Here is a 22,216-nt window from a genome sequence, read left to right on the forward strand (position 1 = left end):
TGCGGTTCCGCTTTTCTTCTTTTGCCTCCCCCATGATCGTTCTCGGCGTCGAATCCTCCTGCGATGAAACCGGCTTTGCTCTGTATGACACCGAGCGCGGCCTGCTGTCCCATGCCCTGCACTCGCAGGTGGCCATGCACGAAGAGTATGGCGGCGTGGTGCCGGAACTCGCTTCGCGCGACCATATCCGGCGCGCCATTCCGCTGCTGGACGAGGTGCTGAAACGCGCCGCGATTCCTGCATCGAACATCGACGCCATTGCCTATACCCAGGGGCCGGGCCTGGCCGGGGCGCTGCTGGTCGGCTCTTCGGTCGCCTGCAGCCTGGGGCTGGCGCTGGACAAGCCGGTGCTGGGCGTGCACCACCTGGAGGGGCACCTGCTGTCGCCCCTGCTGGCGTCGGAGCGGCCCGAGTTTCCGTTCCTGGCCCTGCTGGTGTCGGGCGGCCATACCCAGCTGATGCGGGTCGATGGCGTCGGCCGCTACACGCTGCTGGGCGAGACGCTGGACGACGCCGCCGGCGAAGCCTTCGACAAGTCGGCCAAGCTGCTGGGCCTGGGCTATCCGGGCGGGCCGGCGATTTCGCGCCTGGCCGAGTTCGGCGATCCGACCGCCTATACGCTGCCGCGTCCGATGCTGCATTCGAAGGATTTCAATTTCAGCTTCTCGGGCCTGAAGACCGCGGTGCTGACCGTGGTGAAGAACCACGAAGAAAAGGTGGTGGCGAATATTTGCGAGCAGGACAAGGCGAATATCGCGCGTGGCTTCGTCGATGCGATTGTGGACGTGCTGGTAGCCAAGTGTGTGAATGCACTCAAGCATACGGGCCTCAAACGTCTGGTGATCGCGGGCGGGGTCGGCGCCAACCGCCAGTTACGCGCGGCACTGGATGCGGCGGCCGTCAAGCGCAAGTTCAAGGTCTATTATCCGGAGCTGGAATTCTGCACCGACAATGGCGCCATGATCGCGTTCGCCGGCGCCATGCGCCTCGAGCGCAATCCCGATCTGGCGCAGCGCGATTACGCTTTCAATGTGCGTCCGCGCTGGCCTCTGGATGAGCTCGAAGCTGCCTGAATGTCATCGGCATGACAGCTGAATAGCGGGCGCGACGCTGCCGATTCCGGCCCGTCGCGCCTGCTCTTTTGGAGCGCTTCAGCATTGAACTTGCCAGTCTGACACCGATCCTACGGTGTGACCGTCTCTCGCCAAACGATGGCAATATCCTACGGTCAAGATTTACGGAGGTGAACAATGCGCGTTGTAAGCTGGAATATTCGTTGGGGTTGCGGCAAGGACGGACGGATAAGGATCCATGCGATCATCGACGTATTGCGCCGCCTGAATCCCGATGTGATCTGCCTGCAGGAGGTGGCCGCCAACCACCCCGAGCTCGAAGGCAGCGCCAGCGCCAACCAGTTCAAGCAGCTCGCCGGCGCCTTCGGCGGCTACCATGCGATGGAGCATGCGCCGAGCGAAATCTACAAGAACAATGTCCCGCGCCTGTTCGGCAACCTGATCCTCTCCAAATACCGTATTTCGCAAGTGCACCGCCACCTGCTGCCGTGGCCGGCCGACCCGGCACATCCGGCCGGCATGCCGCGCGGCCTGCTGGAAACCGTGGTCGATGCACCAACCGGCAAGCTGCGCTTGCTGACCACGCATCTCGAATACTATTCGCCGGTACAGCGCATGGCGCAGATCGGGCGCATCCGCGAACTGCATGCCGAAGCGTGCGCGCGGGCGCGGCTGTTCCAGCCCGATCCGAGCCTGGATGCGCCGTTCCAGCTGGGCTTCCGGCCGGGATCGGCGATCCTGTGCGGGGATTTCAATCTGGCACCGGATGCCGACGATTACCGCGCGCTGCTGGCGGCGCCGGAGAACGGCGCCTTGCCGCTGGTGGATGCCTGGCGCGTGGTGCACGGGGACATGGCGCGTGCGCCGACTACCGGGCTGCACGGGTTCCCGTGGCCGGAGCGGCCTGAGTGCTATGACTATTTCTTTGTGACCGACGACCTGGCGCCGCGCTTGAAAGCGATCGACGTACAGTCGGAGACGGCGGCGTCGGACCACCAGCCGGTGGTGCTGGAGTTGCTGTAACACCCGAACTGTAGGGTTGGCGGCTCCGCCGCCGACGCGTTCAAACAGTGCCCGCGTCACGGCAGAGCATGCCGGAATTGAACGCGTCGGCGGCACAGCCGCCAACCCTACGATTACGCCGCGGCAGGCGCTTCGTACGCCGGGATCTCGCGCAGTGCACGCTCGAAGATTTCCGGCGGCTGGCCACCCGAGATCAGGTGCTTCTGGTTGATGATCACCGCCGGCACCGACTTGATGCCGGCGCGCAGGAAGAACTGCTCGCGCTGGCGCACTTCGTCGGCGTACTCGTCCGACTTCAGAATACGCTCGGCCACCTCGCGGTCCAGGCCGACGCTCTCCACCGTGCGCAGCAGCACGTCGTGGTTGCTCGGGTCTTCGCAGCGGGTGAAATAGGCTTCGAGCAAGGCTTGCTTGAGCTGGCGCTGGCTGCCCTCTTCTTCGGCCCAGGACAGCAGGCGGTGCGCGTCGAAAGTGTTATAGATGCGGCCGCGCCGCTCCATGTCGAAGGTGAAGCCGACCGCGGCGCCGCGCGCGCGGATGGTCTCGCGGCTGGCTGCCTGCTGCTCGGCCGTGGCGCCATATTTCTGGGTCACGTGCTCGACGATGTCCTGGCCGTCCGGGCCCATGTCGGGATTGAGTTCGAAGGGCTGGAAATGCAGGTCGACCTTCACGTCTTCCCCCACCTTCAGCAGGGCTTGTTCCAGCGATTTCAAGCCGATCGCGCACCACGGGCACGAGACGTCCGACACGAAATCGATCCTGAGTTGTTTGCTCACAGGGCACCACCTTTCAGTCTTGCGCGGCGCGAAGGCGCCGCATTCAAGAGCTATGGTAACGCCTGGGGAGAATTTCAGCGCGCGCCCGGCCATTGCGGCCAGGCGGCTCGGGGACACGGTCTTACTTGGACTCTTGCTTGGCCTTCTTGGCGCCGGCCGACTTGCTGCCGATCTTCGATTCCTTGCCGGCGATCAGGTTGCCGATATTGCTGCTGTGGCGCCACACCAGCAGGCCGCTCATCACGATCACGGCGAACAGGATGCTGTCGGCGCCGAACAGCAGGCCGTAGTACAGCGGCGCGAAGATCGCCGCGATCAGTGCTGCCAACGAGGAATAGCGGAAGGCGTAGGCGATGATCAGCCAGGTGGCCAGGGTGGCCAGGCCGAGCCAGACGTTAATGCCCAGCAGCACGCCGAGCGCCGTGGCCACGCCCTTGCCGCCGACGAAGCGGAAGAACACCGGCCACAGGTGGCCCAGGAATACCGCGATCGCGACCAGCGCGATGCCGTCGTCGTCGATACCAAAGTCGGCGCCGAAGCGCACCGCCAGCCATACCGCCAGCCAGCCCTTGGCGGCGTCGCCGATCAGGGTCGCGATCGCCGCCTTCTTGCTGCCGCTGCGCAGCACGTTGGTAGCGCCGGGGTTCTTGGAGCCGTAGGTGCGCGGGTCGTTCAGGCCGAACGCGCGGCTCATCACGACCGCGAAGGAAATCGAGCCGAGCAGGTAGGCGGCAATGGTGGCAATCAGGGTGTTCATCGGGTCTCTTTCGTGTGATCCGGCCTGCTGTTATGCAGCATGCTTATGGTGTTATCAGGCGTACTTACCGGAAATTGGTGCGTGAATATACACCATCGGAAGCCGGCGGCGAAAGCTACTCGGCCAGCGCGCATTGCACGGGCCGCGCCTTGAGCACGTCGACCAGCACGCACGGATCGATGCCGACCAGGTAGCCGCGGCGGCCACCGTTGATGTAGATCTTGCCAAGGGCCAGGATGCTCTCTTCCACGTACACCGGCATCGCCTTGCGGATGCCGAAGGGCGAGGTGCCGCCGACCAGGTAGCCCGAATGACGCTGCGCCACGTCCGGCTTGCACGGCTCGACCGATTTGCAGGGAATCGCGCGCGCCAGGTTCTTGGTCGAGACCTTGCAGTCGCCGTGCATCAGCACGACCAGCGGGCGCGCCGCCTCGTCCTGCATCACCAGGGTCTTGACCACGTCGTGTTCGGGCACGCCGAGCGCGCGCGACGACACCGAGGTGCCGCCGTGCTCTTCGTAATCGTAGGGGTGCTCCGAGAAGACGACGCCGTGCTTGCGCAGGAATTGCGTCGCCGGTGTCTCTGACACGTGCTCTTTCTTGGCCATGCGTGGTACGCTAAATACGAATAACAGGGGTTTCTATTATGCAGGAAGAAATACGGTTTGCCACCTTCAACACTTTCAACCTGGCCCCGCCCGGCGTCCGCCTGTACGACAATCTCGCGCCCACCACGCCTGAAGAGTACGAGGCCAAGCTCGACTGGACAGCGCACCAGCTCGACCTGATCAATGCCGACGTGATCGGCTTCCAGGAAATCTTTTCGCAAAGCGTCCTGCGCGAAGTGCTGCGCCGCACCCGGCGCTATCGCGACGCCCACCACGTCGGCTTCGATCCCGATCCGCTGGCCCCGCGCCTGACCCCGAGCGTGGCGCTGGTGTCGCGCCTGCCGCTGGCCGAGCCGGGTTCGGCGCTGGGCATGTTTCCGTCGAACGTTTCGATGCCGCCCGGCAGCCGCGACCCCGACCGTTTTACCCGCGCCCCGCTGCATGCCGGCGTGATCGCGGCGCCCGGCGTGACCATCGACGTGGTGGTGGTGCACCTCAAGTCGCGCCGTCCCGACTACCGTTCCAGCGACAGCGGCGCCGATCCGCACCTGTACGCGCTGGCCTGCCTGCGCTCGCTGGTACGGCGCGGCACCGAAGCCACCGCGCTGCGCGTGCTGCTGACCGAGATGGGCCACGTCAACCGCCGTCCGCGCATCGTGCTGGGCGACTTCAACGACGTCGCCGACTCGGTCACCACCGAGATCGTGCTGGGCGAAGGCACGCCGCCGAACGAGCGCCTGTATGACGCGGTGCAGGTGCAGCGCCGGCTCGACCACCAGCGCCACGTGGGGTTCTCGATCCTGCACGACACGCGCCATTCGACCATCGACCACATCCTGGTGTCGCCCGAGTTCAATCCGGCGCTACCGGAAGCGATCGGGGAAGTGGTGGATGTGGTGTACCTGAACGATCACCTGAACCTTGGCTTGCCGGAAGCGTCGGACCATGGGCAGGTGCTGGCGAGGATCAGGCTGTTCCAGCAGGCGGGCGACCCTACGTGATCGCGATCGGTTCCAGATCCGGCTGCGCGCTGGCGGCGCTGGCCAGGAAGCCCTGGTAATCGTCACAACCATGCTGGCGCAGGAATTCGAGCTGGGCCGGCGTCTCGACACCCTCCCCCACCACCCGCAACTGCAGGCTGCGCGCCACGGCGATGATCGCCGGCACCATGGCGGCGTCGACCGGGTCGTGGCCGACGTCGCCCACATAGCTGCGGTCGATCTTGAGCTTGGTGAGCGGAAAGCGCCGCAGTGCTTCCAGGCTCGACAGGCCGGTACCGAAACGGTCCACGCTCAATTGCACGCCGCGCTGGCGCAGCGCCTGCGCGGTGGCGGCGAAAGTGGCTTCGTTGCGGATCAGTGCATCTTCGGCGATCTCCAGTTCGAGCGCCTGCGGCGCCAGGCCGGCTTCGGCCAGGGCGGCGTCGATCGCGGTCGGCAGGCGGGTATGCGCCAGCTGGGCGTCGGACAGGTTCACCGCCACCGTCACCGGGTGGCCGACATCCTGCCAGACGCGCGCCTGGCGGCAGGCTTCGTGCAGCACCCATTCGCCGATCGGCACGATCAGGCCGGATTCCTCGGCCGCCGGTAAAAAGTCGCGCGGCAGCAGCAGGCCGCGCTCGGGATGGCGCCAGCGCAGCAGCGCTTCCACCGTGTGCACGCGCCCGCTCGCCACTTCGACTTCGGGCTGGTATTCGAGCAGGAATTCGCCGCTGTCGAGCGCCTGGCGCAGGCGGTTCTCGAGCTCGACGCGTTCGATCACGTGCGCGTTCATCGCCGGGCTGAAGAAGCGGAAGGTATCGCGCCCGTCCTGCTTGGCGTGGTACATGGCGACGTCGGCATGGTGCAGCAGGGTCTCGACGTCGTCGCCGTCGTCCGGGCACAGCGCCACGCCGATCGAGGTCGACAGCGCCAACGACTGGCCGCCGATGTCGATCGGGCGCGCCACCGCCTGGGTCACCGCGCCGGCCACGTGGGCGGCCTGGTCGGCGCCCTTGATATCGGCCAGCAGCACCACGAATTCGTCACCACCCAGGCGGCTGATGGTGTCGACCGCGCGCACGCAGGCGCGCAGGCGGGTGGCGACTTCGCGCAGCACGATGTCGCCGGCCTGGTGGCCGTGGGTGTCGTTGATCGCCTTGAACCGGTCGAGGTCGAGGAACATGACGGCGAAACGGTCGTGCTGGCGGCGCCAGGTGGCCAGCGCCTGGTGCAGGCGGTCGAGGAACAGGATGCGGTTGGGCAGCCCGGTCAGGGCGTCGTGCTCGGCCTGGTGGCGCACCTGCTCCTCGGCCCGCTTGCGCTCGCTGATGTCGGAAAGCATCGCCATATAGCTGCTGACGTCGCCATGCGCGTCGCGGATCGCGGTCAGCGCCACGCGCACCGGATAGCGCTGGCCGTTGCTGCGCAGGCCGGCCAGCTCGCCTTCCCAGTGGTCCTTGCCGTCGAGCTCGGCCCAGATGCGTTCGTAAAAGCCGTCGTCGGCGTCCCAGCCCAGGCTGGCCAGCGGCTGGCCGACGATGCTCTCGGCGCTGTGGCCGGTGATGCTGGTGAAGGCGGCGTTGACCGCGCGCACCCGGTATTCGGCATCCATCATGATGATGGCGTCGCGCGCGTTCTGGAACACCTGGGCCGCCTGCTGCAGATTGCTCTCGGCTTCCTTGCGCGCGGTGATGTCGACTTCCATGCAGAACACTTCCTGCATCACGCCGTCGTGCTTGACCGGATAGTGGCAGGAATACACCCAGTGGCGCCGGCCGGCGCTGGATTCGACTTCCCAGTCGCGCGGCGGCGGCGCCTCGCCGGTGGTCCAGATGCGGGCAATCACTTCTTCGAACTCGTCCTGGCGCTCGAGGTGCAGCACCAGCTGGCGGAACGGCTGGCCGACCGCCGCCGCCGAGGCGATGCCGTACAGCTGCTCGCTGGCATGGTTCCAGAAACGGATGGAGCCGGCACGGTCCATCGAATGCACCGCCACCGCCGGCGCCAGTTCGAGCGCGGTGACGAAGTGGCGCAGCCAGCCGAATGCATCGGGACTGGGCCCGGCGTCATTCGGCGCGGCGAAGGAATCAGCCAGGTTTTCGCTCACGACAGGCCTTTCGATCGGCAACGATCAGGAAAGAACAATCAACAGGCGGACAACACCGTCATTGTTTTCCGGGGCCGGACCGGAGCGCTTGTGAGCACGCAAACGCGTATGCAACAGGCATACGAATGCGCGCGCGGCACATCGTGTATAGAGATGCACCGCATGGCGACCAAAGAGTTATTGACGGCTTGTTGTGGGTTCAGACCGTCGCTGGTGCCAATAGTTCAAATCAGGCGATGCTCGGTGGCGCCGCCTCTGAATTCGCCTGGGCGTCTTCCGGCACGGCATCGCCGCCATCGCCGGTGACGCCGGCCTGGCCGTCGCCGCCGTCGGCCGGCGCCTGCTTCGCGTCCAGCTTGCGCTTGGCCTTTTCCTCGGCCTTGCGCTTCTTTTCGAGTTCCCGCTGCCGCTTTTCGTACTGGAAATTATTCCGTGCCATAGTCACCTCGCTGTGGTTGGTCGGGAGGATGCCGCTTCGCACGGCCATTATGGACCAGCGCGACGCGCGTGGCTTGCCCTAACCGCGGGGATGATGCTGGGCGTGCAGGTGTTTCAGGCGCTCGCGCGCAACATGGGTATAGATCTGCGTGGTCGAAATATCGGCGTGGCCGAGCAGCAGTTGCACCACGCGCAGGTCGGCGCCGTGGTTCAGCAAATGGGTGGCAAAGGCGTGGCGCAGCGTGTGCGGCGACAGCGGGCCCTGGATACCGGCTTTGGCGGCATGCTTCTTGACCAGGATCCAGAACATCTGGCGCGTCATCGGTCCGCCACGGCCGGTAACGAACAGGGCGTCGTCGATCTTGCCGTTCAGGATGATGCCGCGCGCATCCTTCAGGTAGCGTTCCAGCCATTGCCGCGCTTCCATGCCGAACGGCACCAGGCGCGTTTTGCTGCCCTTGCCGGTGATGCGCAGTACGCCGTCGTTGAGGCTGACTTCGACCAGTTTCAGGTCCACCAGTTCCGATACCCGCAGGCCGCTGGCATACATCAGTTCCAGCATGGTGCGCTCGCGCAAACCGAGCGGGGTCGAGGTATCGGGCGCGGCCAGCAGGGCTTCGACCTGGCCTTCGGTCAGCGTGCTCACCAGGCGCAGCGGCTGGCGTGCCGACGGCATTTTCAGGCACGGATCTTCCGATATCTGGCCGCGGCGCAAGGCCAGCCCATAGAAGCGCTTGAACACCGACAGCCGGCGGTTGGCCGTGCTCGGACGCGATTCAGGGTGGCGTTCGGCAAAATAAGCCGTCAGGTCGTGCGGCCCCACCGCCAGCAGGCCGGCGTGGGCGGGACGCGTGCTTTCCAGCCAGCCGGCGAACAGGCGCAGGTCGCGCCGGTAGGCGTCCAGGGAATTCTTCGCCAAGCCCTGCTCCAGCCAGAGCGTGTCGCAGAACTCGTCGATCAGGGCCAGATTGCCTGCTGCTGCCATGGGATCATTGCATGCGCGGTGGCGCCTTCGTGGCGTAGCAGCCAGCGCTTGACCGAGAGGTGGAAACCATTCTCGTCGTCGTGGTTCGAAAAGCCGCCCAGACCGCCCGCCGCCGTGACCCGGTGGCAGGGAATGATCAAAGGAAACCAGTTGGCGCCGCAGGCCTGGCCGACCGCGCGCGGGGCCGACTCCAGCAGCTTGGCCAGCTGGCCATAGGTGCGTACGCTGCCGCGCGGGATGGTCTTGACGCGCGCCCACACCTTGCGCTGGAACTCGGTGCCGGCTTCGTGCAGCGGCAGGTCGAAGGCGAAGTCGGGGTCGCCCAGGTAGTGCGCGACCTGGCGCGCGGCCAGCTCGGCAACGGCACTGTCAGGCGCTTTTTCTTCGAACGCGGGCGGCAGGTAGACCAGTTCACGGACCCGGTCGTCGACGGTACGGATGCCGAGCGCGCCGAACGGGGCGGGCACGATGGCGTTGAAAATCTGGCTGGCGGGATCGGTTTTCATGGTCTCGGGGTGCGGAGGACGGGACGCCGGCGGCGCCTGCCATCGCATGCAGTATCTTAACCGCTGACAACAGGCGGGACTAGTAGGCGCGCTCCATTGTTAGACCATAGGACGAAAAAAAAGCGCACCGTCGGGTGCGCTCCAATTCGGGTTCACGTTTCCGGCCATTCGGATGGCTTTCTGTAAAACGTGGTGTCTCCTCGAATATCTCCGGTATGGATTACCGTTCTTTTGTGTTACTCCCCCAAAACCGTTGCGTTGCAATCGTTCTTGATTTGTTCTACTTATTTTTACTTGTTTAGTGCTAATTCTGTTCGGTTCGCACCATAGCAGTGCGACCGGTCCCCATCATAACGCAAATGCCGTGAGAAAACGTATGTTTTCGACCACAAATGCGCAAAATTATTTTACTTATAAAGAAAACGGCATTAACACTTGCCGCAGTTAAATTTTACCTTGTTACTTCGCGCAGGATGGCGCGCACGGACTCTTTTCCGATACGATTTTCCATCTGTCCATACACTGGCAGCATGGCACGGCGCCATTCCGCCTGCTGGGCAGGCGACAAGGTATGGATGCGGGTAGTGCCGGCCTGCTGGATCTGCTCCATGGCATCGTCGTTGGCGCGCTGGGCGATCGTTTTTTCATAGGCGGTCGCTTCGCGCATGGCGCGCGTCAGCGTGCTGCGGATCCCGCCCGGCAAGCCGTTCCAGAATTTCCGGTTGACGATCACCGCGTAGCCCAGGTAGCCATGGTTCGACACGGTCAGGTGCGACTGGGTCTCGTGCATTCGCTGGGTGTACATGTTCGACGGCGTGTTCTCGGTGCCCTCCACCACGCCGTCGCGCAGCGCCGGCGCCGCTTCCGAAAACGCCAGCACCTGCGGGCGCGCGCCCAATGCCCGCATTTGCGCATCCAGCACCTTGGAGGCCTGGATACGCATCCGCAATCCCTGGAAGTCGCGCGGCGCCAGCAGCGGTTTGTTGGCTGACATGATCTTGAAGCCATTGTCCCAGAACGCCAGGCCGGTGATGCCTTTCGGCTCGAGCTTGCGCAGCAGGTCGGCGCCGATACGGCCCTCGGTCACCTTGTACAGCGCTGCCTTGTCCGGGAAAATATAGGGCAAGTCGAAGGCTTCGAATTCCTTCACGCCCAGCGGCGAGAACTTGGCCAGCGACGGCGCCAGCATCTGCACCGCGCCGAGCTGCAGGGCTTCGAGTTCCTCGCGGTCCTTGTAGAGCTGGCTGTTCGGATACACTTCGACCCGCACCTGGCCATTGGTCATGCGTTCGGCCAGTTCCTTGAAGCGTTCGGCGGCCATGCCCTTGGGCGTGTCGGGCGCCGTCACGTGGCTGAACTTGATGACGATAGGACCTTGCGCCGACGCAGGGACGGCGGCCAGCGCGGCACAGACGGACAACAGGACGCGGGCGGCCAAGGCAGAAAGCGGCATGACGGTTCGTTCTTCCTAATCAGACGTTACTATGGTGGATGGCCGGTAGCGGACGGCCAGTAGCGGACGGCCGGTAGTGGACGCCATACTCGATCGCAACTATGCGCCGCCGACGCCCACCCGGCCATCGTGGACTTCCACAACAGCTCGACAGTGTAACCAAACCAGGACCCAGCATGACAATTCCCATCGACCCAAGCCTGCCGGAACAGCGCCAGCGCACGCGCCGCGCCTGGCGCTTCATGCGCTGGCTGGTGCCGATGCTGCTGGTGCTGCTGTTCCTGGCGGTGCTGATCTGGCTGCCGTGGCAGGCGCGCCAGATGGAAAGCACCGAGCGTCAGGAACAATTGATCGCCGACACGCTGTGGGTCGAGCAGACGCTGCGCTTCGAGCTGGCGCGCAGCGAAGAAGCGCTGTCCGCGCTCGGCGCCGACCTGGTGGTGGCGCCGATGGCCGAAGCCAAGCTGCAGGCGCGCTTCACGCAGATGTTCAAGAACGGCCCGGAACTGGTGCGCGTGGTCTGGACCGATGCCGACGGCGCCGTGATGGCCACCCACGGCAGCGACCTGCCCGCTGCCGGCCTGCCCGACACCACTTTGCAGGCCGGCGAAATGGCGCGCTCAATGCGGCGCGGGCGCTATAGCGAGCCGTACGGCGCCACGCCCTCGACCCACGGCCTGATCGATCTGTATCTGCCCTTGTTCCGCGGCGGCAAATTCATGGGCAGCCTGGTGGCGACCTATAGCCTGCAGGTACTGCTCGACGAAACCGTGCCCTGGTGGTTCGCCCAGGACAATGCCTTGTCCCTGCTCGACCGCAACGAACTGACGGTGGCGCGCCGCGCCTCGGGCGGCCCCGGCCGCGGCGTCTATACCCACCAGCGCGAACTCGACCTGCCCGGCGCCCAGCTGGTGCTGTCCACCAACAGCGTAAAAGGCGCGCCCAGGCTGCTGCCGAACCTGCTGGTCGGCTCGGTGATCGTGCTGGCGCTCGGCCTGCTGCTCAGCCTGGCCGCGCTGTGGCGCCACATCTCACGCACACTGGCCGCCGAACGCGCGCTGCGCCAGCAGATGGCGTTTCGCACGGCGATGGAAAACTCGCTGCTGACCGGCCTGCGCGCGCGCGACCTGGAGGGCCGCGTCACGTATGTCAACCGGGCCTTCTGCCAGATCGTCGGCTTGCCGGCTGAGGAATTGATCGGTAAAAAGCCGCCGATGGCCTACTGGGCGCCGGAAGCCACCGCCGAGTACGAGGAGCGATTCCAGGGCATCCTGTCGGGCAAGGTCACGCCGCAATTCGAGACCGTGTTCCAGCGCTCGGACGGCACCCGGGTGCCGGTGCTGGTGTTCGAATCGCCCCTGGTCGAACGCAACGGCCGCCATACCGGCTGGATGAGTTCGGTGCTCGACATCACCGACCGCAAGCGGGTCGAGGAACTGAACCGCCAGCAGGAAGAAAAGCTGCAGACCAGCGCGCGCCTGGCCACCATGGGCGAGCTGTCGTCGATGCTGGCGCACGAACTGAACCAGCCGCTGGCGGCGATCTCGAGCTATACGGCGGGTGCGCTGAACCTGCTCGAGCGTGCCGCCAATACCGGCGAGGAATTGAAACCGGGCATGCTGCGCCATCCGCTGGAACAGGCGCGCCAGCAGGCGCAGCGCGCCGGCCAGATCATCCGCAGCGTGCACGAGTTCGTCAAGAAACGCGAACCGGTGCGCGAGGAAGTCTCGATCCGCAGCGTGATCGACGGCGTGCGCGCGCTGGTCGAACTGCAGGCGCGCCAGGCCGGCGTGGCCCTGCGCGTACACTTGCCGCCCGGCTTGCCGCCGGTGCTGGCCGACCGCCTGCTGCTGGAGCAAGTGCTGCTGAACCTGACCCGCAATGCGATCGAGGCGATGCAGGACACCCGCCCCGAGCAGCGCGTGCTGCGCATCGAAGCCGACCACGAGGATGGCCAGGTGGCGGTGTCGGTGATTGACCGCGGCCACGGCATTTCGCCGGAGGTGGCCGAGCGCCTGTTCTCGCCCTTCTATTCCACCAAGGCCGAAGGCATGGGCATGGGGCTGTCGATCTGCCGCACCGCGATCGAGTTCCATGGCGGCACGCTGACCCATGCGCCGCACCCAGTCGGCGGCACCGTGTTCACCTTTTCGCTGCCGGCGCAAGCGGCGAGCCGGGCGCTGGGCTAAAATTCGTCTGCGGCGCGCTCCGGATTGGGACGCGCCAATTGAATCGACACAACAGAACCGGGAGCGCGCCCTGCCCATCCCGCCCCTACGGAGACACGCATGCTGCACATCGTCGACGACGAAGACGTCATTCGGGATTCGCTCGCCTGGCTGGCGCAATCGCGCGGCCTGACGGCGCGCGGCTATGCCGGCGGTCAGGAATTCCTGGATGCGGTCGGCACCCTCGACGACAGCGGCGACTGCGTGCTGCTCGACGTGCGCATGCCGGGCATGAACGGCATCGCCGTGTTCGACCAGCTGATCGGCCGCGGTCTGCTGCCGAGCCTGCCTGTGATCTTCCTGACCGGCCACGGCGACGTGCCGATGGCGGTCGATTCACTCAAGCGCGGCGCTTTTGATTTCTTCGAGAAACCGTTCAATGACAATGTGCTGATGGACCGGGTCGAAGAAGCGCTGGCGGCGTCGCGCAAGGCGGCCGCCTCGGCCGGCGTGCAGGCGCGCCTGGCCACGCTGTCGGCGCGCGAGCGCGAAGTGCTGGATCTGATCCTGGCCGGGATGATGAACAAGGTCGTGGCGGATAAACTCGGTATTAGCATGCGCACGGTCGAGGTACACCGGGCACATATCTTCGACAAGATGCAGGTCAAGACGGCGGTCGAGCTGGCCGGCTTGCTCAAATAAAACCGTTCGTTCCCAAGCGTCCCCACACGTTCATTCGGCTCATGATGCCGCGCGCCAACGTGCCCTGCTGAATCAGGGAAGCCTTGTAAAATAAACTTGAACGCGCCGCGGCCACGCGCCGCGATGCACACTCTCTTTTAGGAACTCCAATGAACGAAAAGACAGTTGCAGACAAGATGTTTTTGAGGACGGCGAAGTCGATGCTGATCCTGAACGGCCAAGCCAATCCCACCGTTGCCGCACAGATGCCAGCCGAACTGGTGAAGGAAGGCGATGGCCCGTTCGACGTGATCCTGATGTTCTGCATGCATCGCAAGGATCTCGAGCAATACCTGCCAATCGCCAAGGACAAGCTGGGCGAAAAAGGTTCGCTGTGGATCGCCTACCTGAAGCAGACCGCGTCCAAGGCGACTGACATCAACCGCGACTCGATCAATGCCTATGCCAAGGAAAACGGCATCACCGCGGTGGCGATGATCTCGATCGACGGCGACTGGTCGGGCCTGCGCCTGAAGCGCATCGAAATGTAATGCAGCAGCGGCGCCCCTCGGGCCCGCTTATTCTCCGTGGCGCGCCAGCGCCCATGCCACGTGGTCGCGCACCAGCTCCGACGGGTGTTCGCTCCTGGCCCGCAAGGCCGCCACGATGGCCGCGTTGCCCCGTTTAGCGTCAGCAGCATTGCCCAGCCCCACCGCCAGATTGCGCAGCCAGCGCTCGTGACCGATTCGGCGGATCGGGCTGCCTTCCATGCGGCGGTTGAATTCCGCTTCTTCCCAGCCGAACAGCGTCACCAGGTCGCCCTCGCCCAAGCCGTTGCGCTCGTCGAAATCGGGCACCGCCGCGCGCTGCGCGAACTTGTTCCACGGGCAGGCCACCTGGCAATCGTCGCAGCCGTAGATGCGGTTGCCGATCAACGGCCGCAACTCTTCGGGGATCGCGCCCTTCAATTCGATCGTCAGGTAGGAGATGCAGCGGCGCGCATCCAGCCGGCCGGGGCCGAGGATGGCGCCGGTCGGGCACATATCGATGCAGGCGCTGCATTGGCCACAGTGGCGGCCGGTGGGCGGATCGACCGGCAAGGGCAGATCGACCAGGATTTCGCCGATAAAGAAGGTCGAGCCGGCCGCGCGCGACAGCAGCAGCGTGTGCTTGCCGCGCCAGCCGAGGCCGGCTTTTTCGGCCAGCGGCAATTCCATTACCGGCGCCGAATCGGTGAAGGCGCGGTAGCCGAACGGTCCGATCGCGCCCTGGATGCGCTCGGCCAATGACTGCAGGCGGTTGCGTAACACCTTGTGGTAATCGCGGCCGCGGGCGTACACCGAGACCACGGCGGCGTCCGGATCGGCGTGGCGCAGGCGTTCCTGGGCGCGCCAGTCGCCCTCACGGCTATCCGGCAGATAATCCATGCGCGCCACGATCGCGCGCACCGTGCCCGGCACCAGCTCCGCCGGGCGCGCACGCTTCATGCCGTGGCTTGCCATATAATCCATCTCGCCATGGAACCCCGCATCGAGCCAGGCCTGCAGCCCCGCTTCCAGGTGCGCCAGGTCGACGTCGGCGATGCGCACGTCGGCAAAGCCGAGCTCGACGCCCCACGTCTTGATGGCGCGCGCCAGCTCGGGAAGGTCGGCAATAAGATCTGGGTAAGTGGACATGGAAAGAAGACAACACCGCAGCGCATGACGCTGCACAACCCGTTATTTTATTCGATGCAGCCTATCAAAGCCGAATCCCAGCCACATCGTCGGCACTATCTCGCGGACGAGTCGGCCACCGCCGCCCTTGGCGCCGCGCTGGCCCGCGCCCTGCAGCCGGGACTGGTGATCTACCTGCACGGCGACCTCGGCGCCGGCAAGACCGCGCTCACGCGTTCCATGATCCATGCCGCGGGCCACATCGGCACCGTGAAAAGCCCGACCTATACCCTGTCCGAGCCGTACAAGGTGATGCTGGACGGCAAGCCGCTGAACATCATCCACTACGACCTGTACCGCATGTCGAGCCCGGAAGAATTCCTGGACGCAGGATTCCGCGAAGACTTCGACGGCAACAACGTCTGTATCGTCGAGTGGCCGGAAAAAGGCGATCCGGTGTTGCCATCGCCCGACGTACGCGTCCTGCTCAACGTTAGCGGGCACGGCCGTGAGGTAGAATTGCAGGCGTTGTCCGAATTAGGCCTGCTATGCCTCGACCGTCTCGCCTTTCCTCCCCCCTGAATTCCGCTGACCAGCCCGCCGGCCAGCCCAGGTCCTCGCGCCGCCGCGTTCTGCTGAAAGCTGGCGGCACCCTGCTGCTGTCCGTCGTCGCGCCGCTGCCGGCGTTCGCCAACCAGATCCTCGGGGTCCGGGTGTGGCCTGCCGACGACTACACACGGGTGACGCTCGAAAACGACACCGATCTCAAGACCGAGCACTTCCTGATTCCCGATCCGCCGCGCCTGGTGGTCGATATCGAGGGGCTCGGCCTGAGCAATACGCTGAAGAGCCTGGTCGCCAAGGTCGAACCGAACGACCCGTACATCAAGCAGGTGCGGGTCGGCCAGAACCGCCCGAACGTGGTGCGCCTGGTGTTCGACCTGAAGGAAGAAGTGAAACCACAGGTGTTCACGCTGGCCCCGGTGGCCGGCTACCAGCACCGCCTGATCTTCGACCTGTATCCGATCAAGGAAGTCGATCCGATTGCGGCCCTGATCGAAAAAGGCGACTGGAGCCCCGGCTCCACCACCGCCGTGGCCGAAAGCACCACCACGCTGGGCGACCCGGTGGCCGGCACGCCGCCGGTGCAGATCCCGACCCCGCCGCCGGTGGCGCCGGCGACCCGGCCGAACGCCGCGCCGGATGCGATCGCCAAACTCGAATCGGCCATGTCCGGCCTGCAGGGCACGCCGCCGGCGCAGCCGATCCAGCCGCCGCCGGCGCGCGGCAAGCCGACCGTGCCGACGCAGAAAGTGGCGCGCATGGTCACCATCGCGCTCGACCCCGGCCATGGCGGCGAAGACCCGGGCGCGATCGGCGCGCGCGGCAGCCGCGAGAAGGACATCGTGCTGTCGGTGGCCAAGCGCCTGAAGGCCAAGCTGGAGCAGATGCCGAACACCCGCGTAATGCTGACCCGCGACGGCGACTATTTCGTGCCGCTGGGTAAGCGCGTGGAGAAGGCGCGCAAGGTGCAGGCCGACCTGTTCGTCTCGATCCACGCCGACGCCTGGATCAAGCCGGACGCGCGCGGCTCGTCGGTGTTCGTGCTGTCGGAAAAAGGCGCCAGCTCGAGCGCGGCGCGCTGGCTGGCGAACGACCAGAACCGGGCCGACCTGATCGGCGGCGCCCAGTTCGGCAGCAGCACCGACAAGCACCTGGCCAGCGTGCTGTTCGACCTCTCGACCACGGCCCAGATCAACGACAGCCTCAAGCTCGGCAAGGCCGTGCTGGGCGAGATCGGCGGCATCAACCGCCTGCACAAGGCCTCGGTCGAGCAGGCCGGCTTCGCGGTGCTGAAGGCGCCGGACATCCCGTCCATCCTGGTCGAGACCGCCTTCATCTCGAACCCGCAGGAGGAAGCCAAGCTGAACGACGACGGCTACCAGGATCAACTGGCCGACGCCATCACCAAGGGCATCCGCCGCTACTTCTCCGACAATCCGCCGATGGCCAAGAGCCGCCAGACTTGAACATGGAACACATCACCTTCGGACAATTGCCTGCCGTGCGGATCACGGCGCCGGACGGTGCCGTTGCCGTCGTCACGCTGTATGGCGCGCACCTGGTGTCGTGGGTCGGCGCGGATGGTGGCGAGCGCATGTTCATGAGCGAGCGTTCGGCACTCGACGGCAGCCGCGCGATCCGCGGCGGGGTGCCGGTGATCTTTCCCCAGTTCGCCGAACAGGGCAGCGGCATGCGCCATGGTTTTGCGCGCGTCAGCAACTGGCGCCTGCTTGATAACGGCGTCGAGGATGGCGCTGCGTGGACCGAGTTCGCATTGAGCGAAGGCGATCTGGCGCCGGCGCATGCCGCCGCCTGGCCGTATCAGTTCGCGCTGGCGCTGCGCGTGACGGTGCGCGCCAACGAACTGCGCATGACGTTCACGGTAAAGAACAGCGGCGATGCGCCCTTCCCGTTCGCGGCCGCGCTGCACACCTATCACCTGGTGCCGCACCTGGCCGACGTGCGCATCGACGGCGTCGAGCCGGGCACGCTGGCGATCGACGACAAGCTGGACAAGATCTATTCCGCGATCGGCGGCGCGATCACGCTGGCGACGCCGGCGCGGGTCCTGACACTGGAGCAGGAAGGCTTCACCGACGCGGTGGTCTGGAATCCGGGCGCCGCCGACACGGCAGCGCTGGCGGACATGGACGACATGGAATACCAGCGCTTCGTCTGCATCGAACCGGCACGGCTGGCGCAAGACCTGCTGGCGCCAGGGACGACCTGGGAAGGCCGCTACCGCATCTTCTGATCCTCCGGCCTTGCGTCAATTTCGTTAGTGCAATGTAAAATTGCCATTCCGATCTGACTGCCGCCGAAGGACTCTCCATGCCGCCCGACCTGCGCGCCCTGGTCATCTTTGCCGATTCCTCGCTACACCGTTCGCGCACCAGCCGCCGCGTGCTGGACGCCGTCGCCGGTTTGCCCGGCGTCCAGGTGCAGGACCTCTACCAGCTGTATCCCGACCTCTACATCGACGTACGCCGAGAACGCGAGCTGCTCGACGCGGCGCCGCTGGTCGTGTTCGTCTTCCAGCTCGGCTGGTATGCGATGCCGGCCCTGCTCAAGGAGTGGTTCGATACGGTGTTCAAGCCCGAGTGGGCGCGCATGCAGCCCGGCGGCCTGCACGGCAAGCTGGCGCTGGCCGCCGTCGCCTGCGCCGACCTGCCGGACGATTATCAAGCAGGCGCCAGGCACGGCCGTCCGCTGGAGGATTACCTGATGCCGCTCGAACAGAGCGTCGGCGCCTGCGGCATGCGCTGGCTGGCGCCGCACGTGTTCTACGGTGCCGGCACGGCCTCGGCCGAGGCAACCGACGAACATGCCGCCGCGCTGCGCACGCTGCTGACCGGCTACATGACGGGCAACGACGCAGGAGCCGGCCATGGAGCATAACGTCCTGATCAACGCCCTGGTCTACCTCGCAGCCGCAGTCATCGTGGTGCCGGTCGCCAAGCGCCTCGGCCTGGGCGCGGTGCTGGGCTACCTGCTGGCCGGCATCGCCATCGGGCCCTGGGGACTGGGCCTGATCCGCGAAGTCGAGACCATCCTGCACTTCGCCGAATTCGGCGTCGTGCTGCTGCTGTTCGTGATCGGCCTGGAACTCGAGCCGAAGCGCCTGTGGGCGCTGCGCCGCTCGATCTTCGGCTGGGGCACGGCGCAGGTGGCGGGCGTCACCGCGCTGCTGATGGCGGCGGCGATGGCGGCCGGCATCGACTGGAAGATCGCGCTGATCGCGTCGCTCGGGCTGTCGCTGTCGTCCACCGCAATCGCACTGACCACCATGCAGGAACGCAACCTGATTCCGACGCCGGCAGGCCAGGCCGGCTTTTCGATCCTGCTGTTCCAGGACATCGCCGCGATCCCGATGATCGCGCTGGTGCCGCTGCTCGGCATGCACGATGCGCATCCGGACGCCGGCTGGGGTGGCGTGCTCAAGACCGTGGCCGTGATCGGCGGCCTGGTGCTGGCGGGCCGCTTCCTGATCCGTCCGGTGCTGCGCTTCATCGCGCGCACCGGCATGCGCGAGATCTTCACCGCCTTCGCCCTGCTGCTGGTGATCTCGATCTCGCTGCTGATGCAATGGGTCGGCATGTCGATGGCGCTGGGCGCCTTCATGGCCGGCGTGCTGCTGGCCGATTCCGAATACCGCCATGCGCTCGAGACCGACCTGGAACCGTTCAAGGGTCTTCTGCTGGGCCTGTTCTTCATCGCGGTCGGCATGTCGGCCGACTTCGGCGTATTCCTGGCCCAGCCCTGGCGCATCGTGCTGGTCGCGCTGGCCTTCCTGGCGCTCAAGCTGGCCGTGCTGTGGCTGCTGGCGCGCGCCTTCGGCATGCGCGGACGGCAGCAGTTGCTGTTCGCTTTCCTGCTGTCGCAAGGCGGCGAGTTCGCCTTCGTCGTGTTCGGGGCGGCGGCCACGGCGCAGGTGTTCGATCCGCAGACCGCCTCGATCCTGGTGGTGGTGGTGGCGCTGTCGATGATGGCCACGCCGCTGCTGCTGATCCTGTACGACCGCGTGCTCGAACCGCGCTGGCAACGGCAGAACCGGCGCGCCGACGACGCCGTCGATGCCCGGCGCGACCACGTGATCGTGGCCGGCTTCGGCCGCTTCGGCCAGATCGTGGCGCGCCTGCTGCACGCCAACCAGGTGCCGCTGACCATGCTCGACCACGATCCGGACAATGTCGACACCCTGCGCGACTTCGGCTTCGAGGTGTATTACGGCGACGCCACCCGCCTCGACCTGCTGCATGCCGCCGGCGCCGAGCACGCGCGGGCGCTGGTGCTGGCGATCGACGGCATCGAAGACAGCATCAAGCTGGCCGCCGCGGTACGCGCCGAATTCCCGGACCTGACGATCCTGGCCCGTGCCCGCAACGTGACGCATTACTATCAATTGATGGACCTGGGGGTGACCGTGATCGAACGCGAAACGTTCGAATCGGCGCTGATGCTGGGGCGGCGTGCGATGGAAGAACTGGGCTTTGGCGCCTACTTCGCGCGCCAGGCCTCGATGCGGTTCCGGCAGCACAACCTCAAGAGCGTGCTCGAGGTGTATCCCTACTACAAGAACCGGGCCCAGTATGTGTCAATGGCGCGGCGTGCACGGGAGGAATTGCACGCCATGTTCGAACGCGACTTCGTGGCCATGAAGCGCGGGCCGGAGGATGGCGAGGCCTAGCGTGATCAAATCGCACTGACGACAGAAGTGCCGGCCCGGTATGATTTCGGTGCCGGCACCTCGCCCTTCAACTGCTCCGCATGAATCAGCGCCGGCGCGACGAAAATAAGTTTGCGCTGATGATTGCCGGTCCCGTGAGGCTGCATCCGAAAATGTCCACGGCGCCAGTGCGGTGCCACGCCCCCTCCCGTTCCTCCTTCAGAAACCCCAGCTGGCAATGCGTCGGGACCGACAAGTATCCCGTTGTAGAGCGACGCCGATCTCTGCAACAGCTTGGCGCGCTTGCGTTCCCCTAATCCAGCGGCCCGGCGCAGCGCTTCGTCGTACTCGGAATGAGGCATTACGCGCGCCTGCTTCAAGGCCATGTACAGGAATACGCGTACGACGTAGCTGACCGCAGCATGCAGCGGTCGACGCAGCTCGCTTTCGTCCGCTGCGGCAGCGCCACCGAGAACATCGGCCAGCCATTCGCCGACCGTGATGTCTCCCCGGTCCGTTTGGCCAAGCAGTGAGATATGGCCGCCGTAGCCATTCTCGCGCTTGCTGATGAAGATGAGTTCCAGCGTCCAGCATTTGGCCTGCGCATCGCCGCTCGGATGGTGCCGGGTCAGGAAGCAGAAAGCCCCGTCGAAGCAGTGATCGGGAGACTGCGCATCCGGCACCTTCAGATACCGCATGGCCACCTCGCCAAAGCGCAGGTACTGGGCCCGATAAGGCGGCGCAACCATGCTCATCGGCAGCCCCAAGTCTACGTCCGAATTCGCCAGCAGCATTTCCAGCGCCGGCGTGGCCTCGACCACTGTTCCCTCGCTTAAATGGTATTTCAGGTTTGTGCTGGCCTGAAACGCGAGCCGTTGACGATCCGCTGCGTTTAACTGTCCGGATACCGCGGACATCGGATGCATGTTGTCCAGCTGCCACAGGATTTCCTGCCTGATCTGCCAGCACAGGATGGCGGGATCCTGCCAGCGGAGCCAGAGCCTGGTGTTTCCAAGCGCATGCTGCCAGACGTCGAGCGCACCCTGCGCCCGGAACTGTATCGGATAAGGCCGGCCAATAAACCGGGCCATGGCGCTACAAACCAGAGCCGGTCCGATGTCGACGAGCGTATCCATCGGCGTTTGCTCCCGGCCAGTCGTGCTTGTGGCCCGGGCCTGGCCGAGGCCCTTCGAGTTTTTCGTCATTGCTCCTCCTGCGAAGACCATCAGAAAACTTTAGAGATGGAGCAGGGAAACGTGTTGAGACTAATCAAGTTCTTCTTGGCAGCGAAAAGGTAACTTGGCCGCTGGTCTTTCCAAGTGCGCTACGGCCAAGGGCCATCGGAGACAATCAATGGGCGAAGGTCTGGAAATCGCGGTCGATGCCGCTCTGTCAGCGTTCAGCGACGCATCTCAACACCACCGTCTCATGCGGCTCGACTTTCCGTTCAAGGACGGGCCACCTGCGATTCTTCTTCCTAACAAGCTGGTCGCTCATGAGGAGGTGTCGCGCAGCTTCCGTTTTGACGTCGAGGTTCTGTCGGATGATCCGCGCATTCCGCTGAAAATACTGATGGGCCGGATGGTGACGATCTCCCTGGTGCGGGAAGACGGATCCCAGCGCTACTTCAACGGCTACATCACCGAGTTCCGCTTCCTGCGCAGCGACGGCGGCTTCGCCTTCTACCGGATGGTGCTCGAACCCTGGCTCGCCTTCGCCCGCCTGCGCAAGGACAACAGGTCGTTCCACAATAAGAACGTACTCGAGATTACCGAAG

Annotated in this window: 22 protein-coding genes; 12 read left to right on the top strand and 10 right to left on the bottom strand. The window is 65.3% G+C overall.

The genetic code is table 11. The features are described 5' to 3' along the window. Window positions 1-32 precede the first annotated feature (32 nt). On the top strand, window positions 33-1,073 hold the full coding sequence (gene tsaD / locus RTQ83_RS20360) for a tRNA (adenosine(37)-N6)-threonylcarbamoyltransferase complex transferase subunit TsaD (protein ID WP_312518611.1): 1,041 nt from the start codon (window positions 33-35) through the stop codon (window positions 1,071-1,073). Window positions 1,074-1,250: 177 nt separating this feature from the next. Beyond that, window positions 1,251-2,096 (top strand): endonuclease/exonuclease/phosphatase family protein, encoded by an 846-nt coding sequence (locus RTQ83_RS20365; protein WP_312518613.1) that lies wholly within the window; start codon window positions 1,251-1,253, stop codon window positions 2,094-2,096. Between the two features lie 113 nt (window positions 2,097-2,209). Here RTQ83_RS20365 and RTQ83_RS20370 read toward each other — a convergent pair whose 3' ends face one another. The 3 genes from RTQ83_RS20370 to RTQ83_RS20380 form a co-directional block, all read right to left on the bottom strand. Further along, window positions 2,210-2,872 carry a DsbA family oxidoreductase gene (locus RTQ83_RS20370; RefSeq protein ID WP_312518617.1) on the bottom strand — a complete coding sequence of 221 codons (663 nt, stop codon included), beginning with the start codon at window positions 2,870-2,872 and terminating at the stop codon, window positions 2,210-2,212. 121 nt (window positions 2,873-2,993) lie between these two features. Next, on the bottom strand, window positions 2,994-3,629 hold the full coding sequence (gene plsY / locus RTQ83_RS20375) for a glycerol-3-phosphate 1-O-acyltransferase PlsY (protein WP_312518620.1): 636 nt from the start codon (window positions 3,627-3,629) through the stop codon (window positions 2,994-2,996). A gap of 115 nt (window positions 3,630-3,744) precedes the next feature. Further along, window positions 3,745-4,236: an aminoacyl-tRNA deacylase gene (locus RTQ83_RS20380; RefSeq protein WP_312518622.1), complete on the bottom strand. Its 492-nt coding sequence runs from the start codon at window positions 4,234-4,236 to the stop codon at window positions 3,745-3,747. 38 nt (window positions 4,237-4,274) lie between these two features. On the opposite strand from RTQ83_RS20380, the gene RTQ83_RS20385 reads away from it, so the two are divergent. After that, window positions 4,275-5,237 carry an endonuclease/exonuclease/phosphatase family protein gene (locus tag RTQ83_RS20385; RefSeq protein ID WP_312518625.1) on the top strand — a complete coding sequence of 321 codons (963 nt, stop codon included), beginning with the start codon at window positions 4,275-4,277 and terminating at the stop codon, window positions 5,235-5,237. Here RTQ83_RS20385 and RTQ83_RS20390 read toward each other — a convergent pair. From RTQ83_RS20390 to RTQ83_RS20410, 5 genes are all read right to left on the bottom strand, one after another. Next, window positions 5,230-7,323, bottom strand: a complete 2,094-nt coding sequence (locus RTQ83_RS20390) for an EAL domain-containing protein (protein WP_312518628.1) — start codon at window positions 7,321-7,323, stop codon at window positions 5,230-5,232. The two genes, RTQ83_RS20385 and RTQ83_RS20390, sit on opposite strands and share 8 nt — an antisense overlap. A gap of 229 nt (window positions 7,324-7,552) precedes the next feature. After that, the gene (locus RTQ83_RS20395) at window positions 7,553-7,762 is read right to left on the bottom strand and encodes a hypothetical protein (RefSeq protein ID WP_312518630.1); all 210 of its coding nucleotides are present in this window, start codon (window positions 7,760-7,762) and stop codon (window positions 7,553-7,555) included. Between the two features lie 78 nt (window positions 7,763-7,840). Beyond that, window positions 7,841-8,746, bottom strand: coding sequence for a site-specific tyrosine recombinase XerD (gene xerD, locus RTQ83_RS20400; protein ID WP_312518633.1), 906 nt, complete (start codon window positions 8,744-8,746; stop codon window positions 7,841-7,843). Further along, window positions 8,719-9,252 (bottom strand): methylated-DNA--[protein]-cysteine S-methyltransferase, encoded by a 534-nt coding sequence (locus tag RTQ83_RS20405; RefSeq protein WP_312518636.1) that lies wholly within the window; start codon window positions 9,250-9,252, stop codon window positions 8,719-8,721. Before RTQ83_RS20405 ends, xerD begins: the two co-directional genes overlap by 28 nt. A gap of 451 nt (window positions 9,253-9,703) precedes the next feature. After that, window positions 9,704-10,705, bottom strand: coding sequence for a TRAP transporter substrate-binding protein (locus RTQ83_RS20410; RefSeq protein WP_312518638.1), 1,002 nt, complete (start codon window positions 10,703-10,705; stop codon window positions 9,704-9,706). Between the two features lie 176 nt (window positions 10,706-10,881). On the opposite strand from RTQ83_RS20410, the gene RTQ83_RS20415 reads away from it, so the two are divergent. The 3 genes from RTQ83_RS20415 to RTQ83_RS20425 all read left to right on the top strand — a co-directional run bounded on the left by RTQ83_RS20415 (window position 10,882) and on the right by RTQ83_RS20425 (window position 14,105). After that, complete coding sequence (locus tag RTQ83_RS20415; RefSeq protein WP_409456135.1) at window positions 10,882-12,894, top strand: two-component system sensor histidine kinase NtrB; 2,013 nt, start codon at window positions 10,882-10,884, stop codon at window positions 12,892-12,894. 99 nt (window positions 12,895-12,993) lie between these two features. Further along, on the top strand, window positions 12,994-13,575 hold the full coding sequence (locus tag RTQ83_RS20420) for a response regulator (RefSeq protein ID WP_312518641.1): 582 nt from the start codon (window positions 12,994-12,996) through the stop codon (window positions 13,573-13,575). Between the two features lie 149 nt (window positions 13,576-13,724). Further along, window positions 13,725-14,105, top strand: a complete 381-nt coding sequence (locus RTQ83_RS20425) for a DUF3052 family protein (RefSeq protein ID WP_312518643.1) — start codon at window positions 13,725-13,727, stop codon at window positions 14,103-14,105. Between the two features lie 27 nt (window positions 14,106-14,132). On the opposite strand, the gene queG is transcribed toward RTQ83_RS20425, so the two are convergent. Further along, on the bottom strand, window positions 14,133-15,230 hold the full coding sequence (gene queG / locus RTQ83_RS20430; protein ID WP_312518645.1) for a tRNA epoxyqueuosine(34) reductase QueG: 1,098 nt from the start codon (window positions 15,228-15,230) through the stop codon (window positions 14,133-14,135). Window positions 15,231-15,284: 54 nt separating this feature from the next. Here queG and tsaE point away from each other — a divergent pair, with 54 nt between their 5' ends. From tsaE to kefC, 5 genes are all read left to right on the top strand, one after another. Beyond that, window positions 15,285-15,791, top strand: coding sequence for a tRNA (adenosine(37)-N6)-threonylcarbamoyltransferase complex ATPase subunit type 1 TsaE (gene tsaE, locus RTQ83_RS20435; RefSeq protein WP_312518648.1), 507 nt, complete (start codon window positions 15,285-15,287; stop codon window positions 15,789-15,791). After that, on the top strand, window positions 15,758-17,239 hold the full coding sequence (locus RTQ83_RS20440) for an N-acetylmuramoyl-L-alanine amidase (RefSeq protein WP_312518650.1): 1,482 nt from the start codon (window positions 15,758-15,760) through the stop codon (window positions 17,237-17,239). Before tsaE ends, RTQ83_RS20440 begins: the two co-directional genes overlap by 34 nt. Window positions 17,240-17,241: 2 nt before the next feature. Then, window positions 17,242-18,027: a D-hexose-6-phosphate mutarotase gene (locus tag RTQ83_RS20445; RefSeq protein ID WP_312518654.1), complete on the top strand. Its 786-nt coding sequence runs from the start codon at window positions 17,242-17,244 to the stop codon at window positions 18,025-18,027. Window positions 18,028-18,104: 77 nt separating this feature from the next. Then, window positions 18,105-18,671 (top strand): NAD(P)H-dependent oxidoreductase, encoded by a 567-nt coding sequence (locus tag RTQ83_RS20450; RefSeq protein WP_312518656.1) that lies wholly within the window; start codon window positions 18,105-18,107, stop codon window positions 18,669-18,671. Next, window positions 18,661-20,460, top strand: coding sequence for a glutathione-regulated potassium-efflux system protein KefC (gene kefC / locus RTQ83_RS20455; protein ID WP_312518658.1), 1,800 nt, complete (start codon window positions 18,661-18,663; stop codon window positions 20,458-20,460). The genes RTQ83_RS20450 and kefC overlap by 11 nt, the downstream gene beginning before the upstream one ends. Window positions 20,461-20,465: 5 nt before the next feature. Here the strand turns inward: kefC and RTQ83_RS20460 are convergent, their stop codons facing one another. Next, window positions 20,466-21,644, bottom strand: a complete 1,179-nt coding sequence (locus RTQ83_RS20460) for a hypothetical protein (protein ID WP_312518661.1) — start codon at window positions 21,642-21,644, stop codon at window positions 20,466-20,468. 148 nt (window positions 21,645-21,792) lie between these two features. On the opposite strand from RTQ83_RS20460, the gene RTQ83_RS20465 reads away from it, so the two are divergent. Continuing rightward, the coding region (locus RTQ83_RS20465; RefSeq protein ID WP_312518664.1) for a contractile injection system protein, VgrG/Pvc8 family at window positions 21,793-22,216 on the top strand (424 nt) is incomplete at its 3' end.

Source organism: Massilia sp. (assembly GCF_031995545.1).
Taxonomy (GTDB): domain Bacteria; phylum Pseudomonadota; class Gammaproteobacteria; order Burkholderiales; family Burkholderiaceae_D; genus Telluria.